The 15014-nt window shown below is 62.3% G+C and carries 13 protein-coding genes, 1 tRNA gene, 1 pseudogene and 1 other annotated feature; of the genes and pseudogenes, 6 read left to right on the forward strand and 9 right to left on the reverse strand.

Annotation, left to right across the window (positions count from 1 at the left end):
• Positions 1 to 2: 2 nt before the first annotated feature.
• The 3 genes from ACTXGA_RS07445 to proX form a co-directional block, all read right to left on the reverse strand.
• A complete protein-coding gene (locus tag ACTXGA_RS07445; RefSeq protein ID WP_443392516.1) occupies positions 3 to 920 on the reverse strand; it encodes an ABC transporter permease in 918 nt (305 codons plus the stop codon).
• A 9-nt stretch (positions 921 to 929) separates the two neighbouring features.
• Positions 930 to 1949 (reverse strand): quaternary amine ABC transporter ATP-binding protein, encoded by a 1020-nt coding sequence (locus ACTXGA_RS07450; RefSeq protein WP_443392517.1) that lies wholly within the window; start codon positions 1947 to 1949, stop codon positions 930 to 932.
• Positions 1950 to 2010: 61 nt separating this feature from the next.
• Positions 2011 to 2967, reverse strand: coding sequence for a glycine betaine/L-proline ABC transporter substrate-binding protein ProX (proX, locus tag ACTXGA_RS07455; protein WP_443392518.1), 957 nt, complete (start codon positions 2965 to 2967; stop codon positions 2011 to 2013).
• Between the two features lie 78 nt (positions 2968 to 3045).
• Here proX and ACTXGA_RS07460 point away from each other — a divergent pair, with 78 nt between their 5' ends.
• Both ACTXGA_RS07460 and ACTXGA_RS07465 read left to right on the forward strand, forming a co-directional pair.
• Positions 3046 to 3999 carry a LysR substrate-binding domain-containing protein gene (locus tag ACTXGA_RS07460; RefSeq protein WP_443392519.1) on the forward strand — a complete coding sequence of 318 codons (954 nt, stop codon included), beginning with the start codon at positions 3046 to 3048 and terminating at the stop codon, positions 3997 to 3999.
• 252 nt (positions 4000 to 4251) lie between these two features.
• Positions 4252 to 4409 (forward strand): annotated as a pseudogene (locus tag ACTXGA_RS07465) (IS3 family transposase); the annotation flags it as partial.
• Positions 4326 to 4439: a sequence feature (AL1L pseudoknot), on the forward strand. (Overlaps the previous pseudogene by 84 nt.)
• A gap of 126 nt (positions 4440 to 4565) precedes the next feature.
• On the opposite strand, the gene ACTXGA_RS07470 reads toward ACTXGA_RS07465, so the two are convergent.
• Positions 4566 to 4642, reverse strand: a tRNA-Arg gene (locus ACTXGA_RS07470).
• Between the two features lie 72 nt (positions 4643 to 4714).
• Between ACTXGA_RS07470 and ACTXGA_RS07475 the strand changes: the two genes are divergently transcribed.
• The 3 genes from ACTXGA_RS07475 to ACTXGA_RS07485 all read left to right on the forward strand — a co-directional run bounded on the left by ACTXGA_RS07475 (position 4715) and on the right by ACTXGA_RS07485 (position 9600).
• Positions 4715 to 5791, forward strand: coding sequence for a LacI family DNA-binding transcriptional regulator (locus ACTXGA_RS07475; protein WP_443392520.1), 1077 nt, complete (start codon positions 4715 to 4717; stop codon positions 5789 to 5791).
• A 244-nt stretch (positions 5792 to 6035) separates the two neighbouring features.
• Positions 6036 to 6434, forward strand: coding sequence for a c-type cytochrome (locus ACTXGA_RS07480; protein WP_443392521.1), 399 nt, complete (start codon positions 6036 to 6038; stop codon positions 6432 to 6434).
• Between the two features lie 172 nt (positions 6435 to 6606).
• A complete protein-coding gene (locus ACTXGA_RS07485; RefSeq protein WP_443392522.1) occupies positions 6607 to 9600 on the forward strand; it encodes an error-prone DNA polymerase in 2994 nt (997 codons plus the stop codon).
• A gap of 182 nt (positions 9601 to 9782) precedes the next feature.
• Here the strand turns inward: ACTXGA_RS07485 and ACTXGA_RS07490 are convergent, their stop codons facing one another.
• On the reverse strand, positions 9783 to 11480 hold the full coding sequence (locus ACTXGA_RS07490) for a methyl-accepting chemotaxis protein (RefSeq protein WP_443392523.1): 1698 nt from the start codon (positions 11478 to 11480) through the stop codon (positions 9783 to 9785).
• Complete coding sequence (locus ACTXGA_RS07495) at positions 11477 to 11806, reverse strand: hypothetical protein (protein ID WP_443392524.1); 330 nt, start codon at positions 11804 to 11806, stop codon at positions 11477 to 11479. The genes ACTXGA_RS07490 and ACTXGA_RS07495 overlap by 4 nt, the downstream gene beginning before the upstream one ends.
• 438 nt (positions 11807 to 12244) lie before the next feature.
• Here ACTXGA_RS07495 and ACTXGA_RS07500 point away from each other — a divergent pair, with 438 nt between their 5' ends.
• Positions 12245 to 13189 carry an L-lactate dehydrogenase gene (locus ACTXGA_RS07500; protein WP_443392525.1) on the forward strand — a complete coding sequence of 315 codons (945 nt, stop codon included), beginning with the start codon at positions 12245 to 12247 and terminating at the stop codon, positions 13187 to 13189.
• A gap of 8 nt (positions 13190 to 13197) precedes the next feature.
• Here the strand turns inward: ACTXGA_RS07500 and ACTXGA_RS07505 are convergent, their stop codons facing one another.
• The 3 genes from ACTXGA_RS07505 to msrB all read right to left on the reverse strand — a co-directional run bounded on the left by ACTXGA_RS07505 (position 13198) and on the right by msrB (position 14884).
• Positions 13198 to 13809, reverse strand: coding sequence for a class I SAM-dependent methyltransferase (locus ACTXGA_RS07505; protein ID WP_443392526.1), 612 nt, complete (start codon positions 13807 to 13809; stop codon positions 13198 to 13200).
• Positions 13810 to 13931: 122 nt separating this feature from the next.
• Positions 13932 to 14438 (reverse strand): peptide-methionine (S)-S-oxide reductase MsrA, encoded by a 507-nt coding sequence (gene msrA / locus ACTXGA_RS07510; RefSeq protein WP_443392527.1) that lies wholly within the window; start codon positions 14436 to 14438, stop codon positions 13932 to 13934.
• Positions 14435 to 14884, reverse strand: a complete 450-nt coding sequence (gene msrB, locus ACTXGA_RS07515) for a peptide-methionine (R)-S-oxide reductase MsrB (RefSeq protein ID WP_443392528.1) — start codon at positions 14882 to 14884, stop codon at positions 14435 to 14437. Before msrB ends, msrA begins: the two co-directional genes overlap by 4 nt.
• Positions 14885 to 15014: the final 130 nt, after the last annotated feature.

Raw genomic sequence — 15014 nt, forward strand, 5'->3', positions numbered from 1 at the left:
GATCATCCCTTTTTGACCAGCGCGCGCAGGGCGCCGACCGGTCCGGTTTCGTACCATTTGAGGTGGTTGCGGTCGCGGGCCGAGACGCCGAAGCTCTGCGAGGTGCGGTCGATCACGATGGCCAGCAGGACGATGCCCAGCCCGCCCACCGTGGCCAGACCCATGTCCAGCCGCCCGATCCCGCGCAGCACCATCTGGCCCAGCCCGGTGACAGAGATCATCGAGGACACCACAACCATGGACAGCGCCATCATGATGGTCTGGTTCACACCCGCCATGATCGTCGGCATCGCCAACGGCAGCTCGACCTTGTAGAGCGTCTGCCGCCTGGAGGCACCAAAGGCCCGCGCCGCCTCGACCATGTCGCCCCGCACCTGCCGGATGCCCAGGTTGGTCAGGCGCACCACCGGCGGCAGGGCATAGATGAAGGTCACGATCACGCCCGAGACATTGCCGATGGAAAACAGCATCACGATGGGCACGAGGTAGACGAAAGAGGGGATCGTCTGCATCAGGTCAAGGAAGGGTTGCAGCACCATCCAGAACCGGTCGTTCTTGGCTGCGATCACGCCTAGCGGAATGCCGATCAGCGAACAGAAGACCACGCAGGTCAGCACGATCGACAGGGTGGTCATGCTTTCTTCCCAGGCGCCCATTAGACCTATGCCCAGCATGCAGGCCAGCGAAATCAGGCCCAGCTTGCGCCCGCCCGCCTGCCAGGCGATCAGCACGATCAACGCAAGAATCAGAAGGTCTGGCGCTTCTGTCAGCCCGTCTTCCAGCCCGGTCAGGACGATGTCGAATGGCACCTTGATCGCCTGAAAGATGAAACGGAAATTGGCCACGACCCATTGCAGGGCGCTTTCGACCCAGACGCCGACTGGCACCCATTCCTTGTCAAAAATGTTCCACAGATCCATGTCGTTCCCCTATCCGCGCAGCGCCGTCAGCGCGGCCTTGATGGTGATCTGACCCACTGGCGGCCCATCCGGGCTGACCACGGTGACGGGGTCCTGATCTTCCATGAAGAATTCGATGATCTCGCCCAGTTCGGCATTCAGGCCGACCTGTTTGGCGGTGGCTTCGCGCCCGTCCAGCCGGTCCATGATGGTCTCGGCCCGGACCAGCCCGACCCGACTGATGCCCTTGACGAATTCGGCCACGTAATCATCCTTGGGCTGGGTCACGATCTCTTCGGGCGTGCCGATCTGCACGATCTCGCCATCGTTCATGATGGCAATGTGGTCGCCCATGCGGATCGCTTCGTCCAGGTCATGCGTGATGAACAGGGTCGTCTTGTCCATATGCGCCGAGAGGCTCAGGAACTGGTCCTGCAACTGCCGCCGGATCAGCGGGTCCAGAGCCGAAAACGGCTCATCCATCAACAGGATTTCCGGGTCCGCCGCCAGCGCGCGGGCAAGGCCCACCCGCTGCTGCATTCCTCCTGACAGCTGGTCCGGGTAATGGTCGATCCAGCCACCCAGATCCATCGCCTGCAGCGCCTTGAGTGCTGCCGCGCGCCGTTCGGCCGGACCGATGCCGCGCACCTCAAGGCCAAAGCCCACGTTGTCCCCCAGTGTGCGATGCGGCCAGAGCGCCATGTGCTGGAACACCATGCCTATGGTGCGCGACCGAAGGTCCAGCAACTCGGCCTCGCCCATCGTGTCCACCCGCTGACCGGCGACGTGAATCTCTCCTGCGGTTGGGTCGATCAGCCGATTGACGTGGCGCACCAGCGTCGACTTGCCGGACCCGGACAGGCCCATGATGCAAAAGATTTCACCCTTGCGCACGCTGAAGCTGGCATTGCGCACACCAAGAACGCAGTCAAATCGGTCGCGCACCTCTTCCTTGCTCAATCCCTCTGACAGCACCGCCTTCATGGCCTCATCTGCGCGGCGTCCGTAGATCTTCCACAGGTCGCGGCATTCGATTTGCGCGTCACTCACGGCGCATTCCTTTCGGGAAAAAAGGCGCGACCGGAGCCGCGCCTGCCAGTTGGGGAGGGGGTCAGTCGGCTTGTTTGGCCTCGGCGATCCAGCCGTCGAAAACCTCTTGGTTGGCGGCCACCCAGTCGGACGCATGGCGGCGGAAATCGTCCTGCGTGTTCTCTCCATCGCGCAGCTTGACCTGTGCTGCGTTCACCGCGCCGATCGGGATGTCGACCAGTTCGAACAGCTTTGCCGCTGCCGGGTTGTCGTCGAGAAAGTCATTATTTGCGACGATGTAGACATCGTTCACCGCAAAACCCGCGTCGAAGTCTCCCTCACTGGGGACACCGACCTGCACCACGTCCGTTCCCGGCACCAGCACATCGCTGATCCAATTCGGCGTCCAGGTGTAGTAGAGGATTGCGCCGCCCTCGTTATAACGGGTGATGGTGTCGGCCATGATGGCAAAATAGCTGCCCTGATCGTGCTGGATCGTGTCGCGCAAGCTGTAGGCATCAAGGTGATCCTCGATGACCAGTTCACAGCCCCAACCGGGGTTGCATCCCGACAGGTTGGCGCGCCCGTCACCGTCGCTGTCAAAGATTGCCGCCAAGGCCGGATCGGTGAGTTGCCCGATGTGGGTGATCCCGTGGGCCTCGGCCGTTTTCTTGTCGATGTAATAGCCCTGGCCGGCGCCCTTGATCGCGGCGTTGACCCGCGTCATCACGCTCTCGCCGCCGGATTTGTCGAAAAAATCGTTATGCAGCGGTTTCCAGTGGTTGAAGGTGTAATCCGCATCGCCGGAGGCAACGGCAAGATGCAGCGCCGGGAAATCCGCCTCCAGCGTTTCCTCGACCTCGTAGCCAAGTGCTTCCAGACCCAGTTGCAGGATCATGTGCTGAAACCAGGCGTTTGCGGGAGAGCCCTTGATCGGGGAGACCGTCACGCCCGATCCGGGCAGATCCTCGGCCGATGCAGGCAGTGCGAGTGTTGCTGACAACGCCGTTGCCAGCGCAAGTTTGGTAAACTGTTTCATGTTGTCCTCGCGTGGAATGCGACCTGTTCCAAGCCGCGGCTAAACCTGCCTTTGATGATTTTTCAGGGGCGCCGGTTTGTGAAGTTCCAAAATCCGGCGCAATTTGTTAACCAGAGCGTTATGGCAAACCTGCGCAAGACCCTTACGAAATTACCGCATCTCATTACTTTCGAAGCGGCGTGCCGACATTCCAATTTTACAAGAGCGGCCGAGGATCTGGGCGTGACGCGGGTCTCGGTCAGTCGCCAGATTGCCGAGTTGGAAGAGGCACTTGGAGCCAAGCTGTTCTACCGCGATCACCGCAAGGTCACGCTGACGCAATCCGGGCGTGCCCTCGAATCCGAGGTGTCACCCGCCTTGCATCAGATCGCCTCTGCGCTGAAATCCGTTGCTGCCCGCGCCGGCGACAAGCGGCTGACTGTCACCACGACGTCGGCTTTCGCCACGTATTGGCTGATGCCGCGGCTTGTGGACTTCAGCAACCAGCACCCGAAAATCGAACTCAACCTCGTGGTATCCGACCGCAAGTTGGACCTGGAGGCCGAGGGGATCGACATAGCAATCCGGTATGCAAAGACGCCTCCTCCATGGGGCAAGGTAATCCCATTGATGCGCGAGCGGGTTTTTCCGGTGTATAGCCCGCTCTACAAAGCACGCACTGATCTCGCTTCTCCGAAAGATCTGCTGAAGGAAAACCTGCTTCACCTCTCGGGAATCTATCGCCCGGGTGCCCGTTGGCCCAACTGGTTTCGCAATTGCGACATCAATCCGCCCCCCGAATCCAGCGGTGTTGTGCTGAACACTTACATCAACATGCTTCAAGCGGCGATCGCAGGGCAAGGCATTGCCCTGGCAGGAAATCCATTGGTCGATCCCTATTTGAGTGATGGGTCTTTGAAAAAACTGGAGGAGTTTCCGGAAATCGAGAGGGATTTCTTTTTCCTGATCGACGCCACGGACAACCGAAAGGACGCGCAGGTCTTTTGTGAATGGATACGGGAACAAGCTCAGATGATTTCCCAAAACACTTAACCAGATCAACAACGAGTTCTTTTAAGCGGACATGCATGTCAATCGGCACGCAACTTTGACCCCCTATCGGCTTCCAAAAATGACCCCCTTGGAGCGCACGGGTGGCTGGCCCGTTGCGGTGTAGCCTCCATACAGCGCAGCCGTATCGGGCCAGCGTGGGGGCGATCATGCCCTGCTCACCAAGGTTGGAGCGCCGAAAGCTGAAATTTTCCGGCTGTTGCCCAAGCCGAGGCGAACAGCTGTGTTCGGATCCGGATCCGGATCAGGGATTTGGAGCGTGAAGTCCGCGAACTTCGGCAGGCAAACGAGATACTGAAGAAAGCATCGGCGTATTTCGCCCAAGCGGAGCTCGACCGTCCACTGAAACGATGATTGCATTCAGCGAAGCGCATAGGGTGGAGCACGGGGTCGCAGGTCAGTGAACTGTGGCGAGCAATCCGCTTTGCGTTGTGCAGAGTGATGATGGGGCGCCTCCCAAACGACGAACACCTAAATGTTTCGTTCCGGGTGTCGTTCCGGCCGAAAGGTTCAGTGTCCTTAGGAAGGATGAAAGTCTTTGAAATTTATGGCGACCCCGGCAGGATTCGAACCTGCAACCTGCCCCTTAGGAGGGGGCTGCTCTATCCAGTTGAGCCACGGAGCCGTGCCTGTCTGATACCCTGCCTCAAAACCGTTGTCATCCCGTATGCGCGCCGACGCATGCAGTCCCTTGAACATGGCCGGGATTGCGGTAACCTGCGCTCAACTCTCCGAAAAGGAAACGACATTGGCCGCTGACGATCCCCGCCCGCTCACCCTTCGCGATGTTTCCGAGGCTTCGGGGGTGTCCGAAATGACGGTCAGTCGCGTGCTGCGCAACCGCGGTGACGTCAGTCAGGCGACCCGCGAAAAGGTGCTGGAGGCGGCCAAGACGCTGGGCTACGTGCCCAACAAGATCGCAGGCGCGCTGGCCAGCCAGCGGGTCAACCTTGTCGCCGTCATCATCCCCTCCCTGCGCAACATGGTCTTCCCCGAGGTGCTGTCGGGCATATCCGGCGTCTTGGAACAGACCGATCTGCAGCCGGTTGTCGGCGTTTCCGACTACATGCCGGAAAAAGAAGAACGCGTGCTCTACGAGATGCTGTCGTGGCGTCCCTCGGGCGTGATCATCGCCGGTTTGGAACACACCGACGCCGCGCGCGCCATGCTCAAGGCCAGCGGCATCCCGGTGGTCGAGATCATGGATACCGACGGCACCCCGATCGATTGCGCCGTCGGCATCTCGCACCGCCGGGCGGGGCGTGAAATGGCCCGTGCGATCCTGAAACAGGGCTATCAGCGCATCGGTTTCATGGGCACCAAGATGCCGCTGGATCACCGCGCGCGAAAGCGGTTCGAGGGGTTCACGGAGGCGCTGGCCAAAGAGGGCGTCGAGGTCGTGGATCAGGAATTCTATTCCGGCGGTTCGGCCCTGGCCAAGGGGCGCGAGATGACCAAGGCCATGCTGGAACGCGATCCAGAGATCGATTTCCTCTATTACTCCAATGACATGATTGCCGCCGGCGGGTTGATGCACCTGCTGGACGCGGGCATCGACATTCCCGGACAGATCGGGCTTGCCGGCTTCAACGGGGTCGAACTGCTGGACGGTCTGCCGCGTCAGCTGGCGACGATGGACGCCTGCCGGGCAGAGGTCGGCGTCAAGGCGGCCGAGATCATCGCCGCCCGGGTCGACAACCCGGATGTCGAGGTCGAGAAAATCATCGAACTCACCCCGCGGATTTCCTACGGCGACACGCTGAAACGGCGCTGAGGCGCCCGGCACGGTCGGTTTGCCCCTGTCGGAACGCGGCGCGGTTCCGGCCCGGCAGCAGCTGCCCTGACCCCCCTGACCGCGCCCACCCCGGCGGGTATCACCGTCCAAACATCCCGTTTGGCTGACCGGCAGGCGCGCCTCCCGCCCCAGAGTGCCTTGATGCAGATCATTGGCACACGGGGTTTTTCGATCAGACTGATGACCCATCAACCAGCAGATGATTGTAGATGGGAGACAAGCTATGAAGATGAATTTAATGGCGCTGGCTGCATCGCTGGCAGGTATGGCCACTGCAGCCTTTTCGGAGGATGACGCGGGCCGGTACGAGTACATGGTCGCCTGTGCGGGTTGTCATGGTGAATCCGGACTTGGGGACGGGCCGCTTGCCGGCCTGCTGAACATCGAAACGCCCAATCTTACGACCTTGGCTGCGGAAAAGGGCGATGGGACCTTTCCCTTCGAATACGTCGTCTGGATGGTAGACGGACGCAAGATCATCCGCGCGCACGGCAGCGCAATGCCGATCTGGGGAGAGCGTTACCTCACTTCGGCAACCAGCGAGCGCGGCGAGTCTGCGGATATGGTGGCGAAGGGGCGTATCCTGTCCCTCGTCTATTATCTGGAGTCGATCCAGCAGTAGTCGCGATTAGCGACAAGGTGTTCGACTGGCGGCATTGGCGCCTATGATCGCCAATCTGGTTGATTGCAGTCAGCTCGGGCACCGTTCTTTACGCACCGGTTCGCCGGAGAAGCCGCGCATCCCCCGCTCTGGGGACTCGCCGTGAGAACAAAACGGGAATATACTGTCCCGCATGTTCGCCGAGCTATGCATCACCTCCAACTTCACCTTCCTCACCGGGGCGTCCCACCCCGAGGAATACATGCAGCGTGCCGCGCTCATGGGGCTGTCGGCCATCGCCGTGGCGGACGTCAATTCCGTCGCCGGAATCGTCCGCGCTTTTACCGCGGCCAAGGAAATCGCCCGGCAGGTGGCGGAACTGGACCGGCTGGAGGCCGAAGGCGGTTTTATCGGCCCGCCAAAACCGCCGCATGTCCCCGATCCCCCGCGCGCTTCCGTGCGCCATGTTCCCCGCCTGATCCCCGCCGCGCGTCTGGTCTTTGCCGAAGGCGTGGAACTCACCGCCCTTGCGGCCAGCCGCACGGGCTGGGCCACGCTCTGCCGCCTGCTGTCCACCGGGCGGCTGCGCGCCGAAAAGGGTGACTGCATCCTGACCCTGTCCGACCTGACCGAAAAAGCCGAGGGGCTGGAACTGATCCTGCATGTCCCGCGCAAACCCGGCCGCGACTGGATCGACAGGGCCGAGGCGCTGGCCGACAGCCACGGCGCGCAGATGCACCTCGCCTTGTCGCCCCGCTACGACGGGCAGGACAGGGAGCGTCTGGATGCCCACGCCCGCCTTGCCGAGCGCTTGCAGATCCCCACGCTCGCCAGTGCCGCGCCGCTGATGCACCACGGACGCCGCCGCAAGATGGCCGACGTGCTGACCGCCATCCGCACCGGCACCCGGGTGGACCGCCTTGGCCGGGCGGCGCTGGCCAATGCCGAACAGCGCCTGCGGGCAGAGCCAGAGATGCGCCGCATCCTCGGCCCCCATGCCGATGCCATCCCCCGCGCCGCCGCGCTGGCCGACAGATGCACCTTCGACATCGCCAGCCTGCGCTACGAATACCCGTCAGAGATCGCCGGGGGCGAAACCGCCTCCGACCGCCTTGCGCGCCTTGCCCAGGAGGGGCTGAAATGGCGCTACCCCGCCGGCGCACCCGACCGCGTGCAAAAGATGCTGCAGCATGAGCTGACCCTCATCGCCAAGCTGAAATATGAGCCCTATTTCCTCACCGTCCGCGACATCGTCGCCTTTGCCCGGTCGCGCGGCATCCTCTGTCAGGGGCGCGGATCGGCGGCCAATTCCATCACCTGCTACGCGCTCGGCGTCACCTCCGTCAGCCCGGAAATCGGCACCATGGTGTTCGAACGCTTCGTTTCCGAGGCGCGCGATGAACCGCCCGACATCGACGTCGATTTCGAACACGAACGCCGTGAGGAGGTCATCCAGCACATCTACGAAACCTATGGCCGCCACCGCGCGGGCCTCTGCGCCACCGTCATCCACTACCGCGGCAAACGCGCCATCCGTGAGGTCGGCGCGGCGATGGGCCTGTCACAGGACACCCTCGGCGCGCTTTCCAGCCAACTTTGGGGCTTCTTCTCGACCAAGGGGCTGGAACACGAACGCATGCGCGAGATCGGCCTCGACCCCACCGACCGCCGCCTGCAACTGACGATGGAGTTGATCTATGAGATCATCGGCTTTCCCCGCCACCTCAGCCAACACGTCGGCGGCTTCATCATCACCGAAGGGCGGCTGGACGAACTTGTCCCGATCGAAAACGCCGCGATGGAGGGGCGCACCGTCATCTGCTGGGACAAGGACGACATCGACAGCCTTGGCATCCTCAAGGTCGACGTGCTCAGCCTCGGCATGCTCACCTGCATCCGCAAGGCCTTTGACCTGATCGCCATGCACCACGGGGACCGCCACACGCTCGCCACCCTCCCGCCGGAGGATCCGCTGGTCTACGACATGCTCTGCCGCGCCGACAGCGTCGGCGTCTTTCAGGTCGAATCCCGCGCGCAGATGAACTTTCTGCCCCGCATGCGCCCGCGCAACTTCTACGATCTGGTGATCGAGGTCGCCATCATCCGCCCCGGGCCGATCCAGGGCGACATGGTCCACCCCTACATCCGCCGTCGCAACGGTGAGGAGCGTGTCGAATTCCCCTCGGATGAGCTGGGAGAGGTGCTGGGCAAGACCCTCGGCGTCCCCCTCTTCCAAGAACAGGCCATGCAGATCGCCATCGTCGGCGCGGGCTTTACCCCCGAACAGGCCGACCGCCTGCGCCGCTCCCTCGCCACCTTCAAGAAACACGGCAATGTCAGCGAATTCCGCAGCCTCTTCCTGCGCGGCATGGCGCAAAAGGGCTATGACCGCGACTTTGCCGAACGCTGTTTCAGCCAGATCGAGGGCTTCGGCTCCTATGGCTTCCCCGAAAGCCACGCCGCCAGCTTTGCCCTGCTGGTCTATGCCTCGGCCTGGCTGAAATGCCATTATCCGGGCATCTTCGCCTGCGCCCTGCTGAATTCCCAGCCGATGGGCTTCTACGCGCCCGCCCAGATCGTCCGCGATGCGCGCGAACACGGGGTTCCCGTGCGCCCGGTCTGCGTCAACCACAGCTATTGGGACAACGTGATGGAACCGGACGGGCGCGGCGGCATGGCCCTGCGGCTGGGCTTTCGCCAGATCAAGGGGCTGTCAGAGGATGACGCCGCATGGCTGACGGCGGCGCGCGGCAACGGCTACGCGGCGGTGCGCGACGTCTGGCGGCGGGCCGGGCTGCAACCCTCGGTGCTGGCGCGGCTGTCAGAGGCGGATGTCTTTGCCGACCTCGGCCTGACCCGGCGCGAGGCGCTGTGGCAGGCCAAGGCGCTGATGAAGGGCGGCGAACTGCCGCTGTTTTCCCGCGACATGGACGGCGAGGCGATCTCCGAGGCCGCCGCCGCGCTGCCCGACATGACACTGGGCGAAGAAGTGGTCGAGGATTACGTCGCCATGCGCCTGTCCCTGCGCGCCCACCCCGTCGCCCTGCTGCGCCACATCCTGACACCAGAGATGGGAGCGCCCAAGGTGGCCGAGCGGCCCCCCACCGCCGCCAACCTGCGCGACGACCTCACCCGCAACAGGCCAAGACACCCACGCGACCTGCCCAGCCCGCTGGAACGGGGGTGAGGGGAGGGGCTCGTCGATAGAGGCTCCTTTCGTTTCGTTCGATTGGAGGCCGCTGTTGCCATTTTTGATCGACGCAAAGGGCGGGGTGTCCAGCTTCGTCGAAATAGCGATCTGAAACGCGCGCTATCGAGGAGGCGGATATTGATCACGGCAACGCTGATTTCGCCGCTGCCAGATGTGACTTAGAAGTTCTGCCAAAGTCCAGTCTCACCACCTGAAACCTTCTTCTCAACCTGCTCATTGTCACCCGCACCAAACCACTCCTGATGAGAAGTGACTTGCGGCAATAAACCGGCCATCCCCTGTGTCGTACTGACCTCGGCGATTTGCGGCTCCAGGTATTCGGTGGCGCGCCGCTCGCCGATGTCATGTGCCAGAGTAAAGTGCTGCATCGACGATTTTAGCTGCGCCGCGAAAGCGCCACAGGACCGCGCGGCCGCCGTGCTTTCTGCAACCATGGCGGCATTTTTCTGCGTGACCTGATCCAGGTTGCTGACGCCGACATTTATGTCGTCCAGACCCTGCGCCTGCTCCGCGGTGCCTTGCGCAATCTCGCTGACAAAACCCGAAATCCGATCCACGCGGTCGATGATCTCCATCAGAGAGTCGCCCACGTCTTTCACCATGCTCACACCGCCAGTGATTTGCGATGTAGAGCCGGTGATCAGGTCCCTGATGTCGGCTGCTGCCGTCGAAGATCGCTGGGCCAGCGCGCGCACCTCGGTCGCGACAACCGCAAAGCCCTTGCCCGCCTCTCCCGCCCGCGCCGCTTCAACCCCGGCGTTGAGCGACAGCAGGTTGGTCTGGAAAGCAATGTCATCGATCACGGTAATGATTTGTGCGATCTGTTCAGAGCTTTTCTCTATGCCCGACATGGCAGAGACGGCAGACGTGACCTGTTCGCCCGACGCCAGTGCCTTCTCCCTGGTTTCAGAAACGAACTGCTCCACTTTGTTTGCGCTGTCTGCAGCGGACTTGACTGAAGAGGTGATCTCTTCGAGTGCAGCCGCAGTCTGTTCCAGCGTCGCAGCCTGACTCTCTGTCCGACCGGAGAGATCATTGGTTGCCTCTGTGATGTCCCGGGAACCTTCAGCCAGATCGTTTGCATGCGTCGCCACCGATGCAATGGTGCGCGAAAGCTCTGCCACGGCGGCGTTGTAGTCCGTGCGCAGTTGCTCATACTCACCGGGGAAAGGGTCCAGAATAAGCGTCGAAAGGTCCCGATCGGCCAAGCGGGTCAGATTTTTTCGCAGGGCGCTGACGACGATCTGTTGATCAGCTTGCGCTTTTTCGTTTTCGATCTGAACATTGCGGGCCTGTTCCAGCATGGATTCCACGTTCGCCTGGTCTTTCTCTGCCTGCAGGGTCTGCTTCTGACGCACCCAAACTGCGTAGATCAGCGAGGCAGCCTCGAAGATCAAAACCGCGCCGTGAACAGCGGCGCGTTCGATGTTTGTCACCAGATCGGCGGCCGGGTAGATCAGGCTCGGCAACACGATGCTGAGCGAGAGGTGTTGTACCGCGACCAGTACAACGCCCAGAACCAGTGCGCGTATGTCGACCATAACGACAAGCCCGGCCATCGCGGCGAAATAGAGCATGTGACTGTCGAGCTGCCAGGGATGCCCACTGAGTGATGCAGTGGTCAGCATGACAGCTCCCAAGAGAGCGGTCGCAAGGCTGTACCTTGCAACGGCCCCTTGGTGGCGAAAAACGATCAGTGACAGCACGATCAATGTGGCGCTTGCTCCCAGGTAGGCCCAAATCGGCGCGTCGCGCAGGAGCGCGATCAAGGGGGGCAGCGCCGCTACGCCGATTATGGCGCCAAAAACGATTTTCTGCCCGGTCACCCGAGCCTTGCACAACGCGTCAGTCGTCATAAGCCCGTTCCTCTCCCGGAATCTTCAGCATCAAGGCCGCAAAGCGCTGCAACGGATTTGCCGCCAAGAACCGTCCACGCACCTGCCGCGTGAAGGCGATGATCGAAATCCACATTGTCCGATGCGAAGGCCAGCACGCCTATCGGCGCGCGATTGGGTCCAATCGGGCGACCGCCAGCCAATTGCACCAGCCTCACACCGTCCACCCAGGGCGGATGCAGCACCAGCCGTGGTCCGTCTTGGGGAAGCGGCGTGGAAAGAACCGCCAGCACTGGGGGGGCGCACAGTGAGGACGCGAGCAAACCTATGAAAACGGCCTTGGACATTGGATCTCTGTAGCCGCTCATTCCTTAATCTTGCTTTACAAACCAGGGGGAAACCAATCGACGGCACGCAGCAAATCAATCAAATTTTGAACGTTGAGATTACAGTCGGAAACATTGGCGTCCTCCCGATTGATTGCGCCGCATGCTTGCGCGATTGCATGGAAAGAAACCGGCGTTCCCCTGTAATCCCCTTCAACCAGCCCACAATACATCGAGTACCGATTGCGCCCGCTCCAAATCCCGAAACCGCTGTCCGCCTCCGGTAACCAACCCACCAAATCTAAACAAACCGTAAATTCGTCCCTGTAACCCCTTGATTCTGCATTCCCCCTAAGCTGTCCACGCGTGGACACCCCCTCCAAACCCCCTCCGCCATTGGCATCCCAACCCCCAGCGGGCACACTCCCCCAAGGCACCAGACCCAAAGGGGAGAGTCGCATGAAAGTCGGTATCGTCGGGGCAGGGATGGTCGGCTCATCCGCGGGCTTTGCCCTTGTCCTGCAGAACATCGTCTCGGATCTCGTCCTGATCGACCTCAACGCCGCCCGCGCCCGGGCCGAGGCCGAGGACATCGCCCACGCCGTCCCCTTCGCCGGGACCACCAATGTCCGCGCGGGCACCTATGCCGACATCAAGGACGCCGCCGTGGTCATCCTCGCCTGCGGAGTCTCGCAAAAGCCGGGCGAGACCCGCCCCCAGCTTCTGTCCCGCAACGCCGAGGTCTTTCGCGCCGTCATCGGCGAGGTCATGACCGTCGCCCCGGGGGCCATCCTCCTGATCGCCAGCAACCCGGTCGATGTCATCACCGAAATCTCCACCCGCCTGTCCGGCCTGCCACCCACCCGCGTGATCGGATCGGGCACCATCCTCGACACCGCCCGGTTCCGCTGGCTGATCGGGCGGCACCTCGGCATCTCGCCCGGCTCCGTCCACAGCTATGTTCTGGGCGAACACGGCGATTCAGAGGTGCTGGCCTGGTCCAGCGCCCGCGCCGGATCGGTGGAGCTGACCGCCTTTGCCGCGCAGGTCGGCGCGCCGCTCACCCAGAACGTCCGCGCCCGCATCGACGAAGGCGTGCGCCGCGCCGCCTACACCATCTTCGAAGGCAAGGGCGCCACATGGTACGGCATCGGCGCCGGTCTGGCCCGCATCACCCGCGCCATCGTCCGCGACGAACAGGCGGTGCTCTCCGTCTCGGTGGTCGAGGAGGAGGTGCTGGGTGTACCCAAGGTTGCGCTGTCCTTGCCCCGGCTTGTAGGCGGGCAGGGCGTCTCGGCCACGCTCTGGCCCGATCTGGACACGGGCGAAACCGACGCGCTGCGCCGCTCCGCCACCCTCCTCAAGGAGATGTCCGACAGCGTCGTACTCCCCTCGAAATCCTGACCGGATAGTCAGACCGCGCGCGCGACAACGAAATGACTGGGCAGTTTCTTGGGGTAGCCGCCGGTTTCCACGATCTCGAATCCAGCCGCGCGGAGCGTGGCCTCAACCTGCGCGGGGCGCAGATACTGCACCGGCTTCGGCGCCTTGCCCACCAGTTGCAACGCCCAGATCAATGGGCGGAACCACGGTTTGCCGCCAAGGCAGGGCGTCTTGGAAATGAACAGCCCGCCCGGCGCCAATAGCCCGCGCACATGCGCAGAGACCGCCGCCGGATCCTCGACCAGATGCAGCAGGTTGAACGCCATGACCACATCGAACCGCTGGCCTGCGCCCGCCTGCTCGGCGCTTGCGGTTTCGAACCGGACGTGCGGAACCTCTGCCGCCTTTTCATTGGCGATGCGCACCATTTCCCCGGACAGGTCCGTGCCAAGGATCGCCCGTGCCGACCCTGACAGCTTCAGCGCCGTTGTCCCGGTGCCGCAGCCGATCTCCAACACCTCCATTTCTGGCCGCAGCCAGTGGCGGACCCGTTCAAGCGTCGCCTCGTAGGCGTCCATGTTGCCGATGGGCTGCTTGGAATATTTCTCTGCAATGTTGTCCCAGAATGCCGCTGCCGTCATGATCCGTTCTCCACCAAATTGTTAAGCTGGATATAGCGGCCGGCGATCCTTCTGAGGATTGCCCAATTAGACAAGCGACCCATACGCATCCGCATGGATCGCTCCTTGGTTGGACAGAACGCCTATTCGGCCGCGTCCCGCTTGGGCAACACCCAGTCGGCGCGCGGGAAGTGGCAAGTATAGCCGCCGGGATAGCGCTGCAGGTAATCCTGATGCTCGGGCTCGGCTTCCCAGAAATCCCCAACCGGCTCGACCTCCGTCACCACCTTGCCGGGCCAGAGGCCCGAGGCCTCCACGTCAGCGATGGTGTCCAACGCGCATTGCCGCTGGTCTTCGGTCACGTAGTAGATGGCCGAGCGATAGCTCATGCCCAGATCGTTGCCCTGCCGGTTCAGCGTGGTCGGATCATGGATCTGGAAAAAGAACTCCAGCAAGCGCCGGTAAGAGATCCTGTCCGGGTCGAACAGGATTTCGATCCCCTCCGCATGGGTGCCGTGGTTGCGATAGGTGGCGTTCTTCACGTCGCCTCCGGTGTAACCGACGCGGGTCTTTTCCACCCCGGGCAGCTTGCGGATCAGCTCTTCCATGCCCCAGAAGCACCCGCCGGCGAGTACGGCTCTCTCGGTCATTCCACGTCCTCCACCTGATCGATGTAGTCAGCATAGCCTTCAGCGGCCATGTCGTCACGGTGGATGAACCGCAACGAGGCGGAGTTGATACAGTAGCGCAGCCCGCCCTGATCCGGCGGCCCGTCCGGGAAAACATGGCCCAGATGGCTGTCCCCGTGGCGCGATCGCACCTCTGTCCGGATCATGCCAAGCGTGGCGTCGCGCAACTCGACGATATTGTCCGGCTCGATGGGCTTCACGAAACTGGGCCAGCCGCAGCCCGATTCGTATTTCGCGGCGCTGGCGAACAGCGGTTCGCCCGAAACCACATCGACATAGATGCCCGGCGCCTTGTTGTGCAGATATTCGCCGGTCCCCGGACGCTCTGTGCCGCTCTCCTGGGTGACGTGGAACTGCTCGGGCGTCAGGCTGTGGATAACCTCCGGTCTTCGCTCATATTTTGCCAATTTGTCCTCCTGGGGCTGCTGTGCGGTCCGCTCGCCACAATAGATGGGGCTGCGGGGCCAAGATCAAAGCGAAATGTCACCAAACTCACGTTGACTTGCGCACCTCTTGCGCCATCCCGGGCGTGCTGCC

Origin of the sequence: Antarctobacter jejuensis (assembly GCF_052266595.1) — a bacterium.
Classification (GTDB): domain Bacteria; phylum Pseudomonadota; class Alphaproteobacteria; order Rhodobacterales; family Rhodobacteraceae; genus Antarctobacter; species Antarctobacter jejuensis.

What these genes read in the sequence shown, in the direction of transcription:
- ACTXGA_RS07445 (WP_443392516.1), bottom strand. Translation starts at nt 920, where the DNA reads ATGGATCTGTGGAACATTTTTGACAAGGAATGGGTGCCAGTCGGCGTC.
- proX (WP_443392518.1), bottom strand. Translation starts at nt 2,967, where the DNA reads ATGAAACAGTTTACCAAACTTGCGCTGGCAACGGCGTTGTCAGCAACA.
- ACTXGA_RS07475 (WP_443392520.1), top strand. Translation starts at nt 4,715, where the DNA reads ATGGCCGGGATTGCGGTAACCTGCGCTCAACTCTCCGAAAAGGAAACG.
- ACTXGA_RS07480 (WP_443392521.1), top strand. Translation starts at nt 6,036, where the DNA reads ATGAAGATGAATTTAATGGCGCTGGCTGCATCGCTGGCAGGTATGGCC.
- ACTXGA_RS07485 (WP_443392522.1), top strand. Translation starts at nt 6,607, where the DNA reads ATGTTCGCCGAGCTATGCATCACCTCCAACTTCACCTTCCTCACCGGG.
- ACTXGA_RS07490 (WP_443392523.1), bottom strand. Translation starts at nt 11,480, where the DNA reads ATGACGACTGACGCGTTGTGCAAGGCTCGGGTGACCGGGCAGAAAATC.
- ACTXGA_RS07495 (WP_443392524.1), bottom strand. Translation starts at nt 11,806, where the DNA reads ATGTCCAAGGCCGTTTTCATAGGTTTGCTCGCGTCCTCACTGTGCGCC.
- ACTXGA_RS07500 (WP_443392525.1), top strand. Translation starts at nt 12,245, where the DNA reads ATGAAAGTCGGTATCGTCGGGGCAGGGATGGTCGGCTCATCCGCGGGC.
- ACTXGA_RS07505 (WP_443392526.1), bottom strand. Translation starts at nt 13,809, where the DNA reads ATGACGGCAGCGGCATTCTGGGACAACATTGCAGAGAAATATTCCAAG.
- msrA (WP_443392527.1), bottom strand. Translation starts at nt 14,438, where the DNA reads ATGACCGAGAGAGCCGTACTCGCCGGCGGGTGCTTCTGGGGCATGGAA.